This window comes from Paenibacillus sp. LC231, assembly GCF_001860525.1.
Lineage (GTDB): Bacteria > Bacillota > Bacilli > Paenibacillales > Paenibacillaceae > Paenibacillus_AQ.
Genome location: NZ_JFOM01000054.1, coordinates 217500 through 234903 on the forward strand (window position 1 = coordinate 217500; position 17404 = coordinate 234903).

Annotated in this window: 14 protein-coding genes; 3 read left to right on the forward strand and 11 right to left on the reverse strand. The window is 46.9% G+C overall.

Going from position 1 to position 17404, the window contains the following annotated elements:
* The first annotated feature begins 68 nt into the window (after positions 1 to 68).
* Both AK95_RS29980 and AK95_RS29985 read left to right on the forward strand, forming a co-directional pair.
* Positions 69 to 3536 carry a copper amine oxidase N-terminal domain-containing protein gene (locus AK95_RS29980; protein WP_071223567.1) on the forward strand — a complete coding sequence of 1156 codons (3468 nt, stop codon included), beginning with the start codon at positions 69 to 71 and terminating at the stop codon, positions 3534 to 3536.
* 352 nt (positions 3537 to 3888) lie between these two features.
* Positions 3889 to 5601 carry a cellulase family glycosylhydrolase gene (locus AK95_RS29985; RefSeq protein ID WP_071223568.1) on the forward strand — a complete coding sequence of 571 codons (1713 nt, stop codon included), beginning with the start codon at positions 3889 to 3891 and terminating at the stop codon, positions 5599 to 5601.
* A 179-nt stretch (positions 5602 to 5780) separates the two neighbouring features.
* On the opposite strand, the gene AK95_RS29990 is transcribed toward AK95_RS29985, so the two are convergent.
* The 8 genes from AK95_RS29990 to erm form a co-directional block, all read right to left on the reverse strand.
* On the reverse strand, positions 5781 to 7709 hold the full coding sequence (locus AK95_RS29990; protein ID WP_071223569.1) for a PAS domain S-box protein: 1929 nt from the start codon (positions 7707 to 7709) through the stop codon (positions 5781 to 5783).
* A 152-nt stretch (positions 7710 to 7861) separates the two neighbouring features.
* Complete coding sequence (locus tag AK95_RS29995; RefSeq protein WP_071223570.1) at positions 7862 to 8602, reverse strand: SDR family oxidoreductase; 741 nt, start codon at positions 8600 to 8602, stop codon at positions 7862 to 7864.
* Positions 8589 to 8996 carry a MerR family transcriptional regulator gene (locus AK95_RS30000; RefSeq protein WP_083397762.1) on the reverse strand — a complete coding sequence of 136 codons (408 nt, stop codon included), beginning with the start codon at positions 8994 to 8996 and terminating at the stop codon, positions 8589 to 8591. Before AK95_RS30000 ends, AK95_RS29995 begins: the two co-directional genes overlap by 14 nt.
* A gap of 61 nt (positions 8997 to 9057) precedes the next feature.
* Positions 9058 to 10083: a phosphotransferase family protein gene (locus AK95_RS30005; RefSeq protein ID WP_071223571.1), complete on the reverse strand. Its 1026-nt coding sequence runs from the start codon at positions 10081 to 10083 to the stop codon at positions 9058 to 9060.
* A 68-nt stretch (positions 10084 to 10151) separates the two neighbouring features.
* Positions 10152 to 10829, reverse strand: a complete 678-nt coding sequence (locus tag AK95_RS30010; protein ID WP_071223572.1) for a CPBP family intramembrane glutamic endopeptidase — start codon at positions 10827 to 10829, stop codon at positions 10152 to 10154.
* 141 nt (positions 10830 to 10970) lie between these two features.
* Entirely contained in the window at positions 10971 to 11291 is a 321-nt protein-coding gene (locus AK95_RS30015; RefSeq protein WP_071223573.1) for a thioredoxin family protein, read from the reverse strand.
* Positions 11288 to 11665, reverse strand: a complete 378-nt coding sequence (locus AK95_RS30020) for a MerR family transcriptional regulator (protein WP_071223574.1) — start codon at positions 11663 to 11665, stop codon at positions 11288 to 11290. The genes AK95_RS30015 and AK95_RS30020 overlap by 4 nt, the downstream gene beginning before the upstream one ends.
* A gap of 127 nt (positions 11666 to 11792) precedes the next feature.
* On the reverse strand, positions 11793 to 12659 hold the full coding sequence (gene erm / locus AK95_RS30025; RefSeq protein WP_083397763.1) for a 23S ribosomal RNA methyltransferase Erm: 867 nt from the start codon (positions 12657 to 12659) through the stop codon (positions 11793 to 11795).
* A gap of 345 nt (positions 12660 to 13004) precedes the next feature.
* Here erm and AK95_RS30030 point away from each other — a divergent pair, with 345 nt between their 5' ends.
* A complete protein-coding gene (locus AK95_RS30030; RefSeq protein ID WP_071223576.1) occupies positions 13005 to 13433 on the forward strand; it encodes a GNAT family N-acetyltransferase in 429 nt (142 codons plus the stop codon).
* Between the two features lie 64 nt (positions 13434 to 13497).
* On the opposite strand, the gene AK95_RS30035 is transcribed toward AK95_RS30030, so the two are convergent.
* The 3 genes from AK95_RS30035 to AK95_RS30045 all read right to left on the reverse strand — a co-directional run bounded on the left by AK95_RS30035 (position 13498) and on the right by AK95_RS30045 (position 17086).
* Positions 13498 to 14202 carry a DNA alkylation repair protein gene (locus AK95_RS30035; RefSeq protein WP_071223577.1) on the reverse strand — a complete coding sequence of 235 codons (705 nt, stop codon included), beginning with the start codon at positions 14200 to 14202 and terminating at the stop codon, positions 13498 to 13500.
* Between the two features lie 204 nt (positions 14203 to 14406).
* Complete coding sequence (locus tag AK95_RS30040) at positions 14407 to 14982, reverse strand: 50S ribosomal protein L25 (RefSeq protein ID WP_071223578.1); 576 nt, start codon at positions 14980 to 14982, stop codon at positions 14407 to 14409.
* Between the two features lie 265 nt (positions 14983 to 15247).
* Positions 15248 to 17086 (reverse strand): recombinase family protein, encoded by a 1839-nt coding sequence (locus tag AK95_RS30045; RefSeq protein WP_083397764.1) that lies wholly within the window; start codon positions 17084 to 17086, stop codon positions 15248 to 15250.
* Positions 17087 to 17404: the final 318 nt, after the last annotated feature.

Genomic DNA, 17404 nt, shown 5'->3' on the forward strand with positions numbered 1-17404 from the left:
ATTCCAGGCCAATGCGTCATATTGTAGAGGAAAATAATAACAAAGCTAAATTTCAGGAGGTTGAGTGTGTGAAAAGAATATGGACTGCCTTGCTAGCAGCTATACTGTTAATCCCCATGACATTCCAATCGCAGGTACAGGCGGCAGTGAACATCAGCGTCTTGATTGACGGCGTCAAGCTGTATACGCCTCAAGCGCCTGTCATGATCCAAGGACGCGTCATGCTTCCGATGAGATCCATCTTCGAAGCCTTGGATGCATCGGTCAAATGGAATCAAAAAACGAAAACCGTCACAGCGACCAAGGATGGCACAACCGTCATTCTAAAAATCAACTCCAAGACGGCCACCATCAATAACAAGACGGTAGCGCTGGATGTTCCGGCGAAAAACTTAAAAGGCAATACCATGGTACCGGTACGCTTCGTAAGTGAAGCCCTCGGCCAAAAAATCGGCTGGAATTCCAAAACGAAAACGGTCACCGTCAAAACAACGAACAATTCAGGCGGCGGAAATAATACCGGTATCGTGCCTGTGAATTATGTGACTCTTCGGGACATTGGCAATGCCGGCGACGGCCGCGATCTGCAGGTGAGCTTCTCCAAATCATCCACCGAGTCTTTAATTTCGCATTACCGGGTGATGATTGTAAAGCAGTCCAAAACGTTAAACCAATCTGAGGCACAGCGCGTGTCCTCGGCAGCTTACACAACGGTGTACCCGTCCGGCTCGGATCCGACGCTGACCCTCACGTCGGGCTCAAGGGATGTGGATAATGATCTTATCCGCGATAACCAGGCTTATAAAGCCTACGTATTGGCAGTCAGCAAAACAGGCGGCACATATGCCCTTTCCTCGGCTTCGCCGTCATTGACGCTGACCAACACCAATTCAGTAAACGGGGCAACCAACGTGAAGGCAAGCGATGTGAGCGACTATGGCGATGGCCGTGATCTGCAGGTCAGCTTCACGCGTGCCCAGAATGAGAGCAATGTAACCAACTATCGCGTGTTTGCGGTAAAAACGAAGGATGCTGCCAAGTTTAATCTGGCGGCTGCCAAATCCGTTCAAAGCCAAAATTACACGACGGTAAGCAAAACCAGCACGACGAATACAACACTGTCCACGACGCTAAGTTCTTCGGCTCGTGATACGTCAGGGGAGCTTATCCGCAGCGGAGTTGCTTACACCGTGTTCGTCCAGTCTGTGAGCAGCAATGAGAACGTGCTTGCAAGCAACCTGTCTTCAGGTTCGTCTTCCATCACCCTCAGCACGGGCAATTCAACGGTTCCTTTCATTACGCAGGTGACGGATATCGCCGATTATGGTGATGGCCGCGATCTTCGCGTAAGCTTCAACAAGGTATCCAACGAATCCAACATTCACTCTTATCGCGTGTTTGTCGTAAAGGACAGCAATTATAACAGCTTCAACTTAAGTAAAGCGAATACGGCCTCCAGCTACAACTACTATACTCATGTCAACAAAACCGGCAATAACATCAACAATTTGACGCTGGCATCGGGTGCCAGAGATGTGGATGGAGCAACGATTCGTAGCGGCGTGTACTATCGCGTATTCGTCATGGCCGTGGACAACAATAACCTCAATAACAACGTGCTGTCCGCTCCATCAAGCTCCATCATCTTGAGTTCCAGCTACAATGTGGGCGCGGTTACCAGCCTGTCTGTCACCGACGTGAACAACTACAATGACGGACGTGATCTGCAGGTATCATTCAACCAGCCGTCCGATCGTTCGAACATCAACTACTACCAGGTATTCGTTGTAAAATCATCTGATAGTTATTTTGATCTGTATAGAGCCACTAACTTAAACAACAGCTATTATTACACTCAAATCAATAAAAACAACAGCAGCAACTACATTACTCAAACCCTGAATTCCAGCAGCCGAGATATCGATGGGGAGCTGATTCGCAATGGTATCAGCTATCGCGTATATGTCCTGTCCGTAGGATATTCGAGTAATAACAATGCATTATCCAATTACTCATCGATTACGCTTGGACACAACAATCAGAATGTAAACCCTGTTTCTACGCCAACGTTGACACTGAACGGCAACAACGGAAACGGAAGTGATCTGAGAGTCGCCTTCAGTCCCGCTTATGGCGAAAGCTACATCGATCATTACCGGATTCTCGTTGTGAAGTCAAACCAAAGCCTGAACGTGTCGCAAGCTTACAACAACGGGAATTACACCACGGTTAACAAAACCGGTGGCACCATCACTCGGGATTTGACTAGCACGACCAAGGATTCCGACGGGGATCTCATTCAAAGAGGTTCAAGCTACCGCGTGTACGTCTTATCTAGAGGCAACAGCTATTCGAATTACAGCAATGCTCTTTCATCGGTCTCTAATGCCGTGACGATTCAAGGCGTGACCCAGGTAGCAGCAGTAACAAACGTTACAGCAGCTGATAATGGCGACAACAATAACGCAAGCGACTTGAAAGTATCGTTTACCAAGGCTGCGAATGAATCCAACATCAAGGAATACCGAATCATGGTCGTGAAGCAAGCAAACGCTGGCAGCTTTACTGAAGCGCAAGCTAAAAATGTACCTTACTTCGACAGAGTACCGATCGGTTCCAATTTTGAGGATGTTCTGAGACCTACAACAAGAGATGTTAACAATGAGCCAATTCGCAATTTGGTGGATTATCAAGTATTTGTATTGTCCGTAAGCAACAATGGTTCAATAAGCAATGCCCTGTCGGCACCATCTGCGCCGATTAAGCTTACGGGTACCGCTGTAACGGTTCCTTCGGATGTGTATGCCGGGATTGAAAGCACCAACGGGAACAGCAGTGACATTGTTGTCAAATTCAATCCTTCATCAGGAAGTGTTAAAGAATACCGAATCATGGTTGTACCGGCTAACCAGAGTTTTGGATTAGACGATGCCAACAAAATCACCAAGGAACATTTGTATACGAAGGTAGATCCATCTCCTAACAGAATCGAGCACAAAATGTCCGCCGGTTTAGCGGACGTCAACGGTGCAGCTATCGTAACTGGTACTAAATATAGAGTTTACATCCTTGCTGTAGCTGATGGCACCGTTTCTACCAACAACAACATCTCCAATTCTTCTTCGGAGTTCGAAATCCCGAATCCGACCCGAGCAACGGGCGTTACAGCCAAGTTGGATGCAAGCGGGAAGCTTCAAGTCGATTTCAAGAAGGCGATCGATGAACGCAGCATTACGGCATACCGCCTGTTGTTTGTAGAGAAAAATAGCATTAAGGCCTTCGATCTGAAGACAGCGACGGAAGCGGATGCCAAAGTCAATACCAATGTAACCATAAAACCCGATGGCAAAGATATCTCGGCTCTGATTGAAATCCCTGCCAAAGATGCCTTCGGTAAAGACATTAAAGACAATACGGAATATGCCGTTTATGTCCTGTCCGTACTGTCCAAAGACAAGAAAATCGCTTCGAGTGCTCCATCCGCAACACCTTTATCCGAAGCATCCAAAACACTTGTATTAGTTAAAAAAACTTAGTCGAAGGTAGAATACCAACCTTCTCTAACATAAAGAGCTGACCCTCATGTCAAACTTGACCATGAGGGTCAGCTCTTTTTTTATCCCTTTCCACCCATCAAGCCCTCTCCAAAACTACCTGCATCTTATAACTAATTTTCACATGATTTTGTGACAAATTGTCCGGGTACTTCCAAATGGGAAAATATGATAATTTATAAATTGGGAAGCGCTTTCAATATACCCTTGGAGGTGAACGCCTGCTCTAAATCCTTTCGCGACAACTAAAACCTCAAAACCCGACAGATACCTCACACGAAGTCACTCTAGTTAAAACATCGATTTACAACTTTCATTACAAAAGGAGCTGCTAATGATAAACCTGAATAAGAAATCCCTATGTTCCTTGGCACTTATCGCTGTTCTGGTCCTTTCACTATTCCCATCCTTTGCATCCGCTGCGAAAAACGAACATTCAAGATCTCCAAAGAAAAATCCCCAAGCCTACGTCCATGATATGCAGCCCGGCTGGAACCTTGGCAATTCGCTGGACGCCGTGGGGGCAGACGAAACAGCATGGGGGAATCCGCGCATCACCAAAGCTTTGATCAACCAAATCGCGGCACAAGGATATAAGAGCATCCGCATTCCGGTAACCTGGAACAATCATATCGGCAGCGGGCCGAACTATACCATCGACGCCGCTTACATGGACCGGGTACAGGAGGTTGTCGATTGGGCGCTTAAAGCCGATCTGTATGTCATGATCAATGTCCATCACGATTCTTGGCTATGGATCAGCCATATGGAGAACAATCGCAATGAGGTCGTTGCCAAGTACAACGCCGTGTGGACTCAAGTTGCCCATCGCTTCCGGAACCATTCCAGCAAACTGATGTTTGAAAGCGTCAATGAACCTCGTTTCTCGGATGGCGGGACCACCGATGAGAAGAAAGCATTTCAGATGCTGGATGAACTTCATGTTTCATTCCATCAGATCGTCCGCGGCTCTGGAGCACGCAACGCAACCCGGCCGCTTGTGCTATCTACCCTGGAGGCCTCTCCAACCCAGGAGAGAATGAACGAACTATATAACACCATGACGAAGCTGAATGACTCCAATCTCATTGCGACGGTCCATTATTACGGATTTTGGCCGTTCAGTGTGAACATCGCGGGTTATACCCGTTTTGAGACGGATACCCGGAACGATATCGATCAAACATTCAACAATGTGTATAACACCTTTATCGCCAGAGGGATTCCTGTCATCCTGGGTGAATATGGACTTCTTGGCTTCGATCAGAGCACGGGAGTCATTGAGCAGGGAGAGAAGCTGAAGTTCTTCGAATATCTAACCTATTATCTCAAAGAGAAGAACATTACCCATATGCTATGGGACAATGGCCAGCACTTTAAGCGAACCGCTTTTACCTGGTCCGATCCGGAGCTGTACAACATCATGAAGGCGGGTTGGAGCGGTCGCTCTTCCACGGCTGACACCGATCTGGTCTTCGTAAAAAAAGGAACGGCCATCCAGAATAAGAGCATACCTTTGAACTTAAACGGCCACACGTTAACCGAAGTTCGCACAAACGGACAGCTGCTAGTTGCCGGGCAGGATTATACGCTTAACGGAAATGCGATTACGTTTACATCCAGCCTGCTGTCCAGACTGACTTCATCCGGCCAATTCGGCGTGAACGCTGTATTGACGGCCAAATTCAACCGCGGTGCGGACTGGAATTTCAGGGTCATCTTCCATGATAAGCCCGAGCTTCGCAACACGCAGGGTACAACCGATTCGTTCAGCATTCCAACGACATTCAACGGAGATCAGCTAGCCACGATGGAGGCGGTATACGCGACGGGAGGCAATGCAGGACCGCAGGACTGGACCTCCTTCAAAGAGTTTGAATATACGTTCTCCCCATCCTACTCGACCGGTGAAATCAAGCTCAAGCCTACCTTTTTTAATGAGGTCAGAGACGGAGAAGTGATCCTCAAGTTCCATTTCTGGAGCGGTGAGGTCATCACCTACAATCTTACGAAAAGCGGAAGCAGCGTAACCGGTAACGCCTCTTAGGACACCTTATATAACATTAACGGCCTGTCGGGAACCTTCCCGCAGGCCGTTTTCCATTCACTACGGCTGCATCTCTCATACACGCGACGGCAGATAAGCAACTGCAAACTGGATGCGATGTGGTTCCTATAATTAGATTGAACAAAAGCTCAAGTGAGATCACCTGAGCTTTCATCTGTTTAGGCTTGAGACATATCTCGCTCAGCCAGAAACTTATCGATAATGCCCGAGATCACATTCATGCTGACAGGCTTGCTTACATACTCATCCATGCCCATCCCTAAATATTTCTCGCGATCGCCCTTGATCGCATGGGCCGTAACGGCCACGATAAAGGGCTGTTTTTCGGATGATGCCGATTCTTTAATGAGCCGGAACGCTTCTGTTCCATCCATGAAGGGCATCGAAATGTCCATGAACACGATGTCATACGAATAACGCTCGAAGGCTTCAACCGCCTCGAGTCCATTCTGGACGGTGGTCGAATGGTATCCCAGCTTCTCAATCATTTTCTTGAGAACTAACTGATTCACCTCATTATCCTCGGCAATCAAAATTTTCAGATCGTTTCCTGAGGAGTGATTCTCGTGAACGGCCCCATTTTCCTGTTGATTGACATCATTCGACTTAAACGAAAAATCAACCGTAAACGTAAAGACTGACCCCGGTTGGTTCTGGTTCTTCTCGTACCAGATATCTCCGCCCATCAACTGAACGAGTTTTTTGCAGATCGCCAGCCCCAGTCCCGTTCCTTCCACCTGGCGGGTCATATAGTGGTCCACTTGATAAAAGGGTTCAAATAACTGCGCAACCTTCTCACTCGGCACGCCAATGCCCGTATCCATAACGGAGAATTGGATAAGGGCCGAGTTCCCCTGGTCCTCGACACACTGCACAGAGATGGAGACGGCGCCATTAGGCGTAAATTTAATTGCATTATTAAGCAGATTCATTAAGATCTGCCTTAGCTTTGTCACATCCCCATACACTTGATTCGGCACGTCAGAAGCTACAGAGGTAGTCACCTCAATATTTTTCTCCAGCGCCTTCGGAAGAATCAGGTTCAATGTCTCGGACAAAGCCGTTCTTAGATTAAATGTTTCCTTCACCAGCTCCGTTCTGCCCGATTCGATTTTTGAAAAGTCCAAAATATCATTGATAATGTTCAGAAGGGTTGTCCCGCTTTTCTTAATGATCTGTACATAGTCCCGCTGCTCGTCATCAAGCTCTGTCTCAAGTATCAAGTCCGTCATCCCGATAACACCATTCATCGGCGTACGGATCTCATGGCTCATCATCGCCAGAAACTCGCTCTTGGCTTTATTTGTCTTCTCGGCTGCTTCCTTCTCGATGATGAGCCTCTTCTGCTCTGTCATATCCTTGGCAATAATGTAAAAACCCACATTCTTGTTATAAATGACAATGGGTGCAAGCGTAGCGAGCACTTCAACCGTGTGTCCATTTTTGTGATGGATAACGTTTATAGCTTTCTCGACAGCAACATAATCCGCTAAAGGAGAAAGTATACGAGCAAGATGACGTTCACCGATCAAATTTGAAATGCGGGTTCCAATTAATTCCGGAATTTTAAAACCGGTCAGCTGCTCTGCCATCTGGTTCCCATTAATGATCCTTCCCTCCAGATTGAAGGAAATGATCGCATCATGGTTATACTTCTTCAGCGAGGTGTAGCGTTCAATGCTCTCCTGGAGCCTTTGCTCGGCAATCTTGCTGTTGGTAATATCAACAATTTGCGAAATGAAAAACAAAGGAGATTGATCCTTTTCGTCACGAACCAGAGAAACATGCATCGATGCCCATATGCCACGGCCGTCTCTATGTACGAATTGTTTTTCCACCGCAATGGTTGAGGACGTCTCATCCAAGGATTGAAACAGCTTATCTTTATTGTTAATGCAATCAGAATAAATATAATCGGTTGCCGGCTGTGCCATCAATTCTTCTTCCGTCAAGCCAAACATTTTGCAAGCCGCAGGATTTACGCTGATCCAATTTCCTTCTATCGTAACCAGGGCAATGCCAATTGGAGCACTTTTGTAGACATGTTCAAACAAAGCCTGATGGCCAAAAATGTTGATCCCACTCATACTCTGCACCTCCTGATACCGATTATTATACATCAGCATCTTCGAAATGGGTCTTTTTCAGAGTATTTTATATTGCTAATCATTAGCAGCGTCATCCATCGGTAAACCAAACAATAGACGTCATCCCTTGCATAGCAAAAATCCCCACCACATCACCAAGCGATTCGCTGCCGCTCTCGAAAATACTCCCCGCTCGGTCCATCCTCCTCCATCGTCGCCAGCCAAACAGCCGTATCAGCCCCTTCGGCAACGGTTAACGGAGCATCCTCACCGCCCATATCGGTCTGAACCCGGCCAGGGCAAACCGCGTTTATCTTTATGCCGGCACCGGCTACCTCCTGCGAGACGAGGCAGGTTAACGCATTCAGCATCGTTTTGGAGATACGGTAAGCCGAGGATGACCCTTTTAAACCGTAACCATCCTGCATGATTTCGAAAGCGCCAAGACCGGAAGAGATGTTTACGATACGCCCGTAATGATGCTTCTTCATCAAAGGGATCGCCGCCTGCGTCATACGCAAAGCACCAAAAAAATTCGTCTCCAGCGTTTGGCGCACGACCGACTCCTCTACATCCAGCACAGAAACCCCTCGGTCCAAAATAACCCCGGCATTGTTCACCAACACGTCGAGACGGCCGTAGTCTGACTGTATTCGCTCCATCATCCGTGCCACATCGTTGATTTCGTGGACATCCGCCACCTGCAGCTTGACATCGAGCCGGGCCGCAAGCAATTCCTGGACAGCTAACCTCCCCTTCCCTTCGTCCCGGGATGTAATGATCACCTGAAGCCCTTTGGCAGCAAGCTGCCTTGCAATCTCTTTTCCAATTCCGCGGTTGCCCCCCGTCACGACAGCAACTCGCTTCACAACCTGTCCGTCAACCTTGTTCATTACGCCGATCCCCCTTGTCCAAAATAGCTTCCCATGCCTTAATGTTCTTCTGCAAATGGATTTCCGCCTGCTTCAGCAGCTCGATCTGCAGCTGGATATCATCCAGCTTCCGCTTACCTACCTCAATCGCATTCGGGAGACATTCGATTTTGGGCTGCTCATCAAACGCACATTGGAAAAAACTCATAATCTCCTTCACCGTCAATCCCAGGCTAAAGTACATCTGGATCAGCCGAACCCGCTCGATATCCGTCTCCCTATATTCACGGTAGCCATTATTCTGACGGTCCGGAGACAATAGTTCCTTCTCCTCGTAATAACGCAAGGAACGCAAACTTACGCCCGTTTTACGTGACAACTCACTAATATGCACACGCAGCAGCTCCTTTTTCATTCGGTTAACCGCATTGTAAACCATCACATCATGTGAAGGTCAATCCGGAATTCCACAAGCATCATGCAATCCACGATCTCAAGTAGTCCATGGCATAAACATAATCTTTTGCCCAGTCGGAAAAAGCAAGCTGCGGATCCCACGTAACTGCACCCATCGCTTTGGCACATCCCCAATCCAATATACGCTGATGGAGCATATGCACTCTAAATCGATCAACAAAGCCTTCCTTAATGGCAGAACCCTGCAAGTACATCTGTACAAAATGCCTAGCTGCTTCCTGTTCCTCGAAATCCCAATACATAATCACCATCTTGGGCAAATCCGCAACTCCATCCCCAAAATATCCGGTCGTAAAATCAAAAATGCCGCTGATTCGCCACTCCTGACGAACCGTATCATACGCTACCAGCATATTCTCTGCCTTGAAATCCCCCATAACAAAAGTGGGGGAGCAATGCTTATCGAACGCATCTGCCGAGGCACGCAGCACCTCTTCAACCCATTCCGTATCGGCTGGAGTGATCTGGGAATATTGCTTGGCATCCTGCAACCAGTACCGAATCCGATGGTAGAGCCACTCTTTATAAGATCCCTCAAACGGGCGGATCTTTTGTGTTTGCGGATCAAGCTCGCCATACTGATCCACTATCCAGCCGTGCATTTCATTTAAAATGCTGGCTGCTGAAGAGGCAATATCTATTCGATCCGTTGCGTCAAGCCTTGCTCTACATCGTGGATCATTCATATGTACGCCATGAAGACAGGGCATGATCGCGTAGCTCCAGCCGAAAATATCGCCGGACTCATCCAACAGATACGGAGCCGATAAAGGCAGTGATGTATATTCGTGCAAATAGTCCGTATAAAATTTCTCTTCAGCGAACTGCCCTGCATAAAGGGGATTTCCCTTCAATACATAGCTTCCTTTGCTCGAGTGAATGAACAACGTCTGATTTCCTACTCCCTTAGACGTTTTCTCAGCAGAAATGAGGTTCCCTAGATTGTGTCTGTCCAGCATGGTTTGAAGCTGCTCATCCGTTACATGACCGATGGGGTTAGTTGAGAAAAAGATCTCTGTTGTCAGTTAAAACGCCTCCTTAAAATTTCCCGCCGCCTTGCCGGCATACTCTTATCAGCAAAAAAATCCTATCATCAGATGATCCCAAACAGCATAAATCCGATGGTGTTAATGGCAAGATTGGCAAACATATGGACCATCCAGGATGCGTAAATATTGCCGCTGCGCTCATTCAACCAGTTAAACAGTAGGCCCGCGACAACCAGACCGGCGATTAACAAGAGGAATAGCCCTACCGAGAACCAACTGGACATCATCGCAATATGATACACGGCAAAGGCCCCTGCACTGAATAGATAAGCAAACCGTCGTCCGACCTGCTCCTTCAGTGTGAAAAAAGCAAAACCGCGGAAAAAGAACTCCTCCAGCAGTGAATTCGCAATCGATATGTAAAGGGCTACAAACACAAAATTGCCCGCGTTTACCCCCAAGTTCTCCTGTAAGGCTCCTGTTACGTTGGTGAAATCAAATAAAGGACTCAACAAAAAATATCCGCCGAGTATGATCGTGAATACGCCGAATCCCAGCAGCAAGGACATCAGAAGGCCTTTTCTCTCGAAGGTGAACAGCCTCCGAAACGGTACCCCGCCGGCGATCATGGCGTAACCAATCGGTAATGACAGAAAAAGGATGATCTTGATGGCGGATTTAACAGCATAATCCGGACGGATCACCGCGTCTACCAAGCTCATGGCAAGACAGCTTAGTACGATGATAGTCAGAAGAGATATGATTTTCCTTCTTGATCTCATGAAAGTATCTCCTTCGGCAGCGTATTACGGTTGCTGTATAAGAATTCGATACACGGCGCATAATGCCTTCTACCTCCATAGAAAACGCCTCTGTGTCATTAAACAACAGAGGCGTTTTCGCTTAATCATCCATATTCGATTCTATGATACATAACGGCCTAGCGCGGCTTGGTACACACTCTTAGGCCGAAGTCCAATCAGTTTGTCTGCCGGTTCTCCGTTATGAAACACGATCACCGTCGGCATGGACATAATACCGAATTGAGCGGCAAGCTCCGGGGATTCGTCACAATCCACCTGATAGACCTCCAGGCGACCCGCTTCTTCCTGGCTCAGCTCTTCCAGAATGGGAAGCAGCACTTTGCACGGCGGACACCATTTGGCTCCAAATTCAACCAGCGTGACTCCATTCTGTTTAATCGCGCCTTGAAAGCTGGCTGCATCTATTCGTGGTAAACTCATTTGCATTCCTCCGCTTCTTCCGATTCTCGTTCCTCCAGAATCGATTGCATGCGTTCCTCCAGATTCATCTTGATATGGTTCAGCTGGTGGATTTGCGCATCGATCTCTGCAATTTTTTGACGAAAAATCGGGAACACTTCCGCGCAGAACGCCTCTTTATTTTTCAAGACGCAATGCAGGAAACCGGCGATCTGCTCGGTGGACAATCCCAGATTCAAATATAACTGGATGGTACGCACCTGTTCTTCTGCGAGAATCGAATACTCCCGGTACCCGTTCTCGTTGCGAACCGGCATAAGCAATCCTTGCTGTTCGTAGTATCGAAGCGAACGGATGCTGACGCCGGTACGGGCTGCAAGTTCTCCGATTTTCATGCTTTTTCGCCTCCTGGATGAACGATTCGATTTCATTGTAAACCCTGACACTAGTGTCAGGGTCAAGCGAATTCTGCGAATATTTTATAAATGATCGTATTAGAAACGACAATATCCCCATGGAATGTTATTCTCTTTTTTTGAATTTCCCTTTAGAGCTAGCAGATAATTTGGGCCAACGGTTCGACGGCACATGCTGGAGCATCGTATGGAATACAGTCCCCCACTGCTCTTCGTTCAGCCTCCCGATGGGGAGCTCCCGATCCACCCCCAGCATTCGGACCAGCTTCGTAATCTGAGGAGGCGTGAACACGCCCGCCAGAGACGCGAATAACGGCAGCCTCGGGTCCCGCAATCCATAGGCTGCCAGTGCTCTAAACTTCGGTTGATGCTGCGTGGCAATGAGCGGCTTTTTCCTCCGGTTGATGGCTAGAATAGCGGAATCCACTTTGGGAGGCGGCGCAAAATGTTGAGGCGATACGGTCCGCACGAGCCGCATGTCATAATGCATCCTCCAGCTTAAGATACGCGGATCTTGAACCGGAACTGCTGTAAAACGTTTGGCTGCCCCCTTCTCCACAAGCAGCACGGCTCGCTGCAGCGGCACGCCGGGATGATCCAGCAGCTTCGCCATGATCGCTGTGGTGATCGAATACGGAATATTCGCCACGACGGCAAACGGACTTTTCGGAAGAGGAACCTCCAGGAAATCCGACGGCTTAATGCGAATGTTGCTGCCATCTTTTATCTTGCTGAACAGTTTATCAATAAACGCCGGATCTGTCTCGATCGCGAGCACTTGTGCCGCCTTCTCTGCCAGCGGAAAGGTTAATGCCCCTGTCCCCGCTCCGATATCGAGCACGATGTCGGTGGATCGGATCCGGGCCAAATCGATCATCTCATGAATCAGCCGTTTGCTGATTAATAAATGCTGAGCGGAAAAGTTAGACGGTTTCTTCAACTTTTTCCGACTATTTTTATTATGTTTAAACACAAAAAAGCACCTCATTCATTCGTATAGTAATGAAAAAGGCACAGCACAAATAATCCTTCGCATTTTTACATGAAAATGGACGGATTTAGATGCTCTGTACCTTCATTAACGAATACGTATGAATGCGATGCAACACATGTAAGGACAATCCTCCCTTAGATGAAACGGATCAAATAACAACCACAGTATAGCATAGGCATCCCGTTGCCTCACGGGTACATTCTTTTAAAAAGATTTTTTACCGCCGATCCACCTAAAGGCTATGATATCTTGAGAAGGATAGGAATAAACCGATTTCGTATCCTCACATACCACAGATGTGGCATACCAGAAGGAGCAAACCTTATGCAAATTTATTTTACTAATGAAACTGCAGAATCAAACAGCGCCGACATAAATTACGTAAGGAACCAAATGATTAAGTATAATCTCATGCACTTCCCAGACGACTTAAAGGGACGTTATCAGGAAGTAAACCTATTGTTGAGGAATGCGGACGGTCAGATTTTAGGCGGAATTGTGGGTGAAATATGCTGGAACTGGCTGGAAATCCACTACTTGTTCGTGGACGAACCTTTCCGTAAATCAGGGTACGGCACCAAGCTGTTAAACGAGGTGGAAAAAATAGCGAAAGAGAAACAATGCGAGTTCGTTAAATTGGATACATTGAGCTTCCAAGCCTTGGATTTTTACATCAAGCAGGGGTATGAGGTATATGGCCGGATCGAGAATGCCGGACGGCATACGCATTACTATATGAAAAAGGATATTTAAAAGAAGGCAGCAAAACACCGCCTTCTTTAGGTCTTCCATCAAATCTGTCGATTAAAAACATGGTTTAACATCTCACATACTTGCGTTTAAAACCTAGTTTCCCTCTCTCGACTTCTTTCCTAATATTTTCGGTAGCGTTCAGGAACTTGCTCTTATTGTCCCGCTTCATTTCTACAGGTCCTACGGCTTTTGCGGTCTCAACCGCCTTATCATGAAGCGGCAAATAGGATATGGCTGCGGTGTACATGAAATTATTCATTGCGGATTTCGTTCGATCCGGAGACTCGTGAATGGTTTTTTCCACCAGTTCGAGCATGGCCGAGATTTTGCTCTCCGGGAACTCACGATCCGGTCTGCTGCCGAGCAGCCAGCAGTAACAGCTCCACCCCGCCGACATTCTGAGCTCTTCGCCGCTTGCGATCCATTGATCGGCAACGTCTTGCGCAATATCTGCCTCTGCCAACGTAACGGCAACCACATAATCGGACAGCATATAAAAATAGGCCGCATCCATCCAGCGATTATAATCCGCTGCCGTCATGGCTTTAGGGTCTGCAATGATGCCAGCAAAGTACATGGCGTCGTAGTTCCCGGTGGCATAAAGCTGCTCAGCCAGAGGCTGATTGATTTTAATTTTCTTGGCCATCGGCTTCATGGCGCCTGTCGCCACGCCAAAGAGCGGTTCACGCGCCCCATTGGACAGGTACATTTTCTTGAGCCGTTCCTTGCCTAGCCCTTCAAGCTCCGCCATAACGGATTCTGCATTCATGGTTTGACACTTCCTTCATTGGCTTAGTATGCAGCTGCCGAATAAGCGGCAGGCCGCAGTTCACATGACTTGAGTGTACAATAATAATGACGACCAAGCCTAGTCTCACTTGATGGAAAGTTCCGGATTCTGTTCAAGTTTTACGCAAAAAACCGGCGATCGCTTCCCGATGGAGTATCGGGAAGTAATCGCCGGCAGCAGAAGTTACATAGCCTCCGGTTGCTCCGACTGGACTTTCGGTGTCACCACCGACACGAGCAGTTCATTTGCCGAAGAGATCGGCACGACCCCGTCTGGCAGTTTAAGATCCCCGACGTGTAAGGAATTCCCGATAACCAGTCCGCTGATATCAACTGGAATGATGGCAGGAATACGGTCAGGGAAAGACTCAATCTCGATGTACGTGCTTTGAATTTGGACGACGCCTCCAAGTTTGGCTCCCTTGGCGGTGCCGATGTAATCGAGATTTACTCTCGTCCGAACAACTTCATTAATATTGATGCGCAAAAAGTCGACATGAATGTATTCACGAGTAATTGAATCACGCTGAACGGACTCCAGCAAAACCGGAAGCGGCTCCCGATCGTCAAAACGAAGCTCCAGGATTCCTCCTTTGCCGTTCCTTGCCCATTTGCCGAATTCTTTGGCGGACAGTTGAATCATCATATTGTTTTCCCCTGTGCCAAATACAACCGCCGGAATTCGCCCCGAAAGACGAAGCTGCTTAAGTCCAGTTTTGTTCATCGCGGCGCGCGTTTCTGCTCGTAAATTTACTCTCATCTCAACAACACTCCTCAGATTATCGTTATTTGGGTGCACTCTCCATCGATCGTCCATAATGAACTACGGATTTCTCCCCCCGTAGCGGGGAAATCAGGAGCACCATTGCATCACCTCCAGATAGACATTTAATGTAAAACGGCTATAAATATGCGAGAAGGCACCTCGTCCCAAGGGAACGAAATGCCTAATTACTTGCTACCATATCATAGAAAAAGTGTGTTGTCGACCGAAGCGGGCTGGAATCTCCTATGCAACTGCCTGGTTATAAGAAACAAACCGGGCAAGTGTCCTGCTGTTTTATAACAATGAAAAAAGAGGGGCTCTTTCGCCCCTCTTTGCAATATCTCCGATTTAATTGTCTTTCCTGATCAACAGCGTTACCGCCTCCACATGTGTTGTTTGGGACATGGGGACATGCATCACTCCTCTCCGCTACTGTTAGCTTTTTTGGAGTTTGCCTTCCATCTTTGCATTGAACAGCGCTCTTTAAGCCCGTTTTGAATACAAATGTTAATTGATACGGCTCTACGCTTCCGTCTTCCTGCTTTTCTCCCATTATAACCTTTTCAACGACACTTTCGAATACATTTCGATCAAATTCAGAAAGGACGGTATTGGTTTGAAGCACGTTACGAAAGTGTTGCACTCTTTTTTCAACGTCAACTTCTTCTTGAGCCGAAGCCTCCAGTTGTTCTCTCGCTTCGATTAGTTCCGTTAACGTGGACTCCAGTTCATCATATTTACGTTCATACGTGGCGCGGTCAATTTTCTCATCCAGATGAAGATCAATCAGATTGGAACGTTTTTGTTCGAGAGCCTGGATTTCGTGCTTCACTTTAAGTAATTGCTTGTGATACTGCTGCTCTCCAAGCACGGACTCCATCCTCAACAACAATTCATCTAACACATCCTTATGATTGCCACATACGCGATTGTACGTTTCGACAAAGGCTCCCTCAATTATGTTTTCCTCAATTCCCTTGCTATGCGGACAATATTTCTTTCCTTTTTTCGAGAAAGTGACGCATTGCCAAATGACTTTTGCGTAAGTTGTTCGGCTATTCCAACTTCTTCGGGAATAGTTTTTTCCGCAGAATCCACATTCCAGCTTGCAACTGAATGTAAATTTCCGACTGAACTTTTCACGCTTACTGCCTTTATCAAGTTTCCCGCGTGGCTTTCCTCGTCTGTACAAAATATCTTGAGCTTTCTCAAAAATCTCCTCACTTATAATGGGCTCGTGATGATTCTTAATGTAATATTGATCTTCCTCACCGTGGTTATCCAACCTCCTCTTGGATATCGGATCAAGCGTAAAGGTTTTGCCTTGAAGAAGGTCGCCTTTGTATTTCTCATTTTTAATGATACCCAGCACTGTAGTATCGCCCCATTCCGAGTTCCCACGCTTTGTTTTATGAGGAAGCTTCGTTAACTCTTGAGCTATGACAGAGGCCCCCACACCAGCAATATAACGCTCAAAAATGTATCGTACAACTTCCGCTTCATCCTCATTCACTGAGATTCGCTTGGTTGTGAGATCGTAGTCATAACCAAGGCAGCTTTGGAAACCGACAAGCTCGCCGCGTTGCATTTTCATTTTCAAGCCCATTTTAACAATCGATGAAATATTCTCAACCTCTTGCTGTGCTACTGAACTGAGGATTGTAAGCAATAACTCGCCGTCCATCGTCAAAGTATTGATGTTCTCTTTCTCAAAAAATACAGCTACATTTCTTTCCTTGAGCTTGCGGACATACTTTAAGGTGTCCACTGTATTTCGGGCAAACCGGGAGATAGACTTGGTAATGACCATATCAATTTTTCCATTGAGACAATCGGTTATTAATCTCTGAAAATCATCACGCTTTTTCACCTGAGTGCCCGTAATGGCTTCATCTGCATAAATATCAACCAGTGTCCAATCGCTGCGCTGACTAATCATTTCTTTGTAATAGGAAACTTGAGATTTGTAGCTGTTGAGTTGTTCCTCAGTGTCTGTACTTACCCGTGCATACGGGGCTACTCTCAGAATTTCTTGTTGTCCGCCAGTACGATCTGACAGCTTTCGATTTGCTTTTATAACCTCAACTGAAAATGACATTGCTGTTTCCTCCCCTGAGTTGATTTCTACGCTATTAGCGTATTAAATTCAGGTGAATTCGACAAAGGTGCGAATCTGAATTTCAAAACTTCATTTATAAAGAACGAATGCGATGGTTTATCCAGATGTAAGGTCTGAATAGATGCCATAATCACGCATGGTTCGTTTTTTGATCAAATCGAACTCTTGTTCACTTATCAAGGATAGTGTCAGCAATTGCCTGAGCATTGCAATTTGCATACTGTACCTCAACAAATCCGTTTTCAAGCGATCATCCCCTCAAACCGAATTTAGGTAGCAATATGGCCATTAGAAACA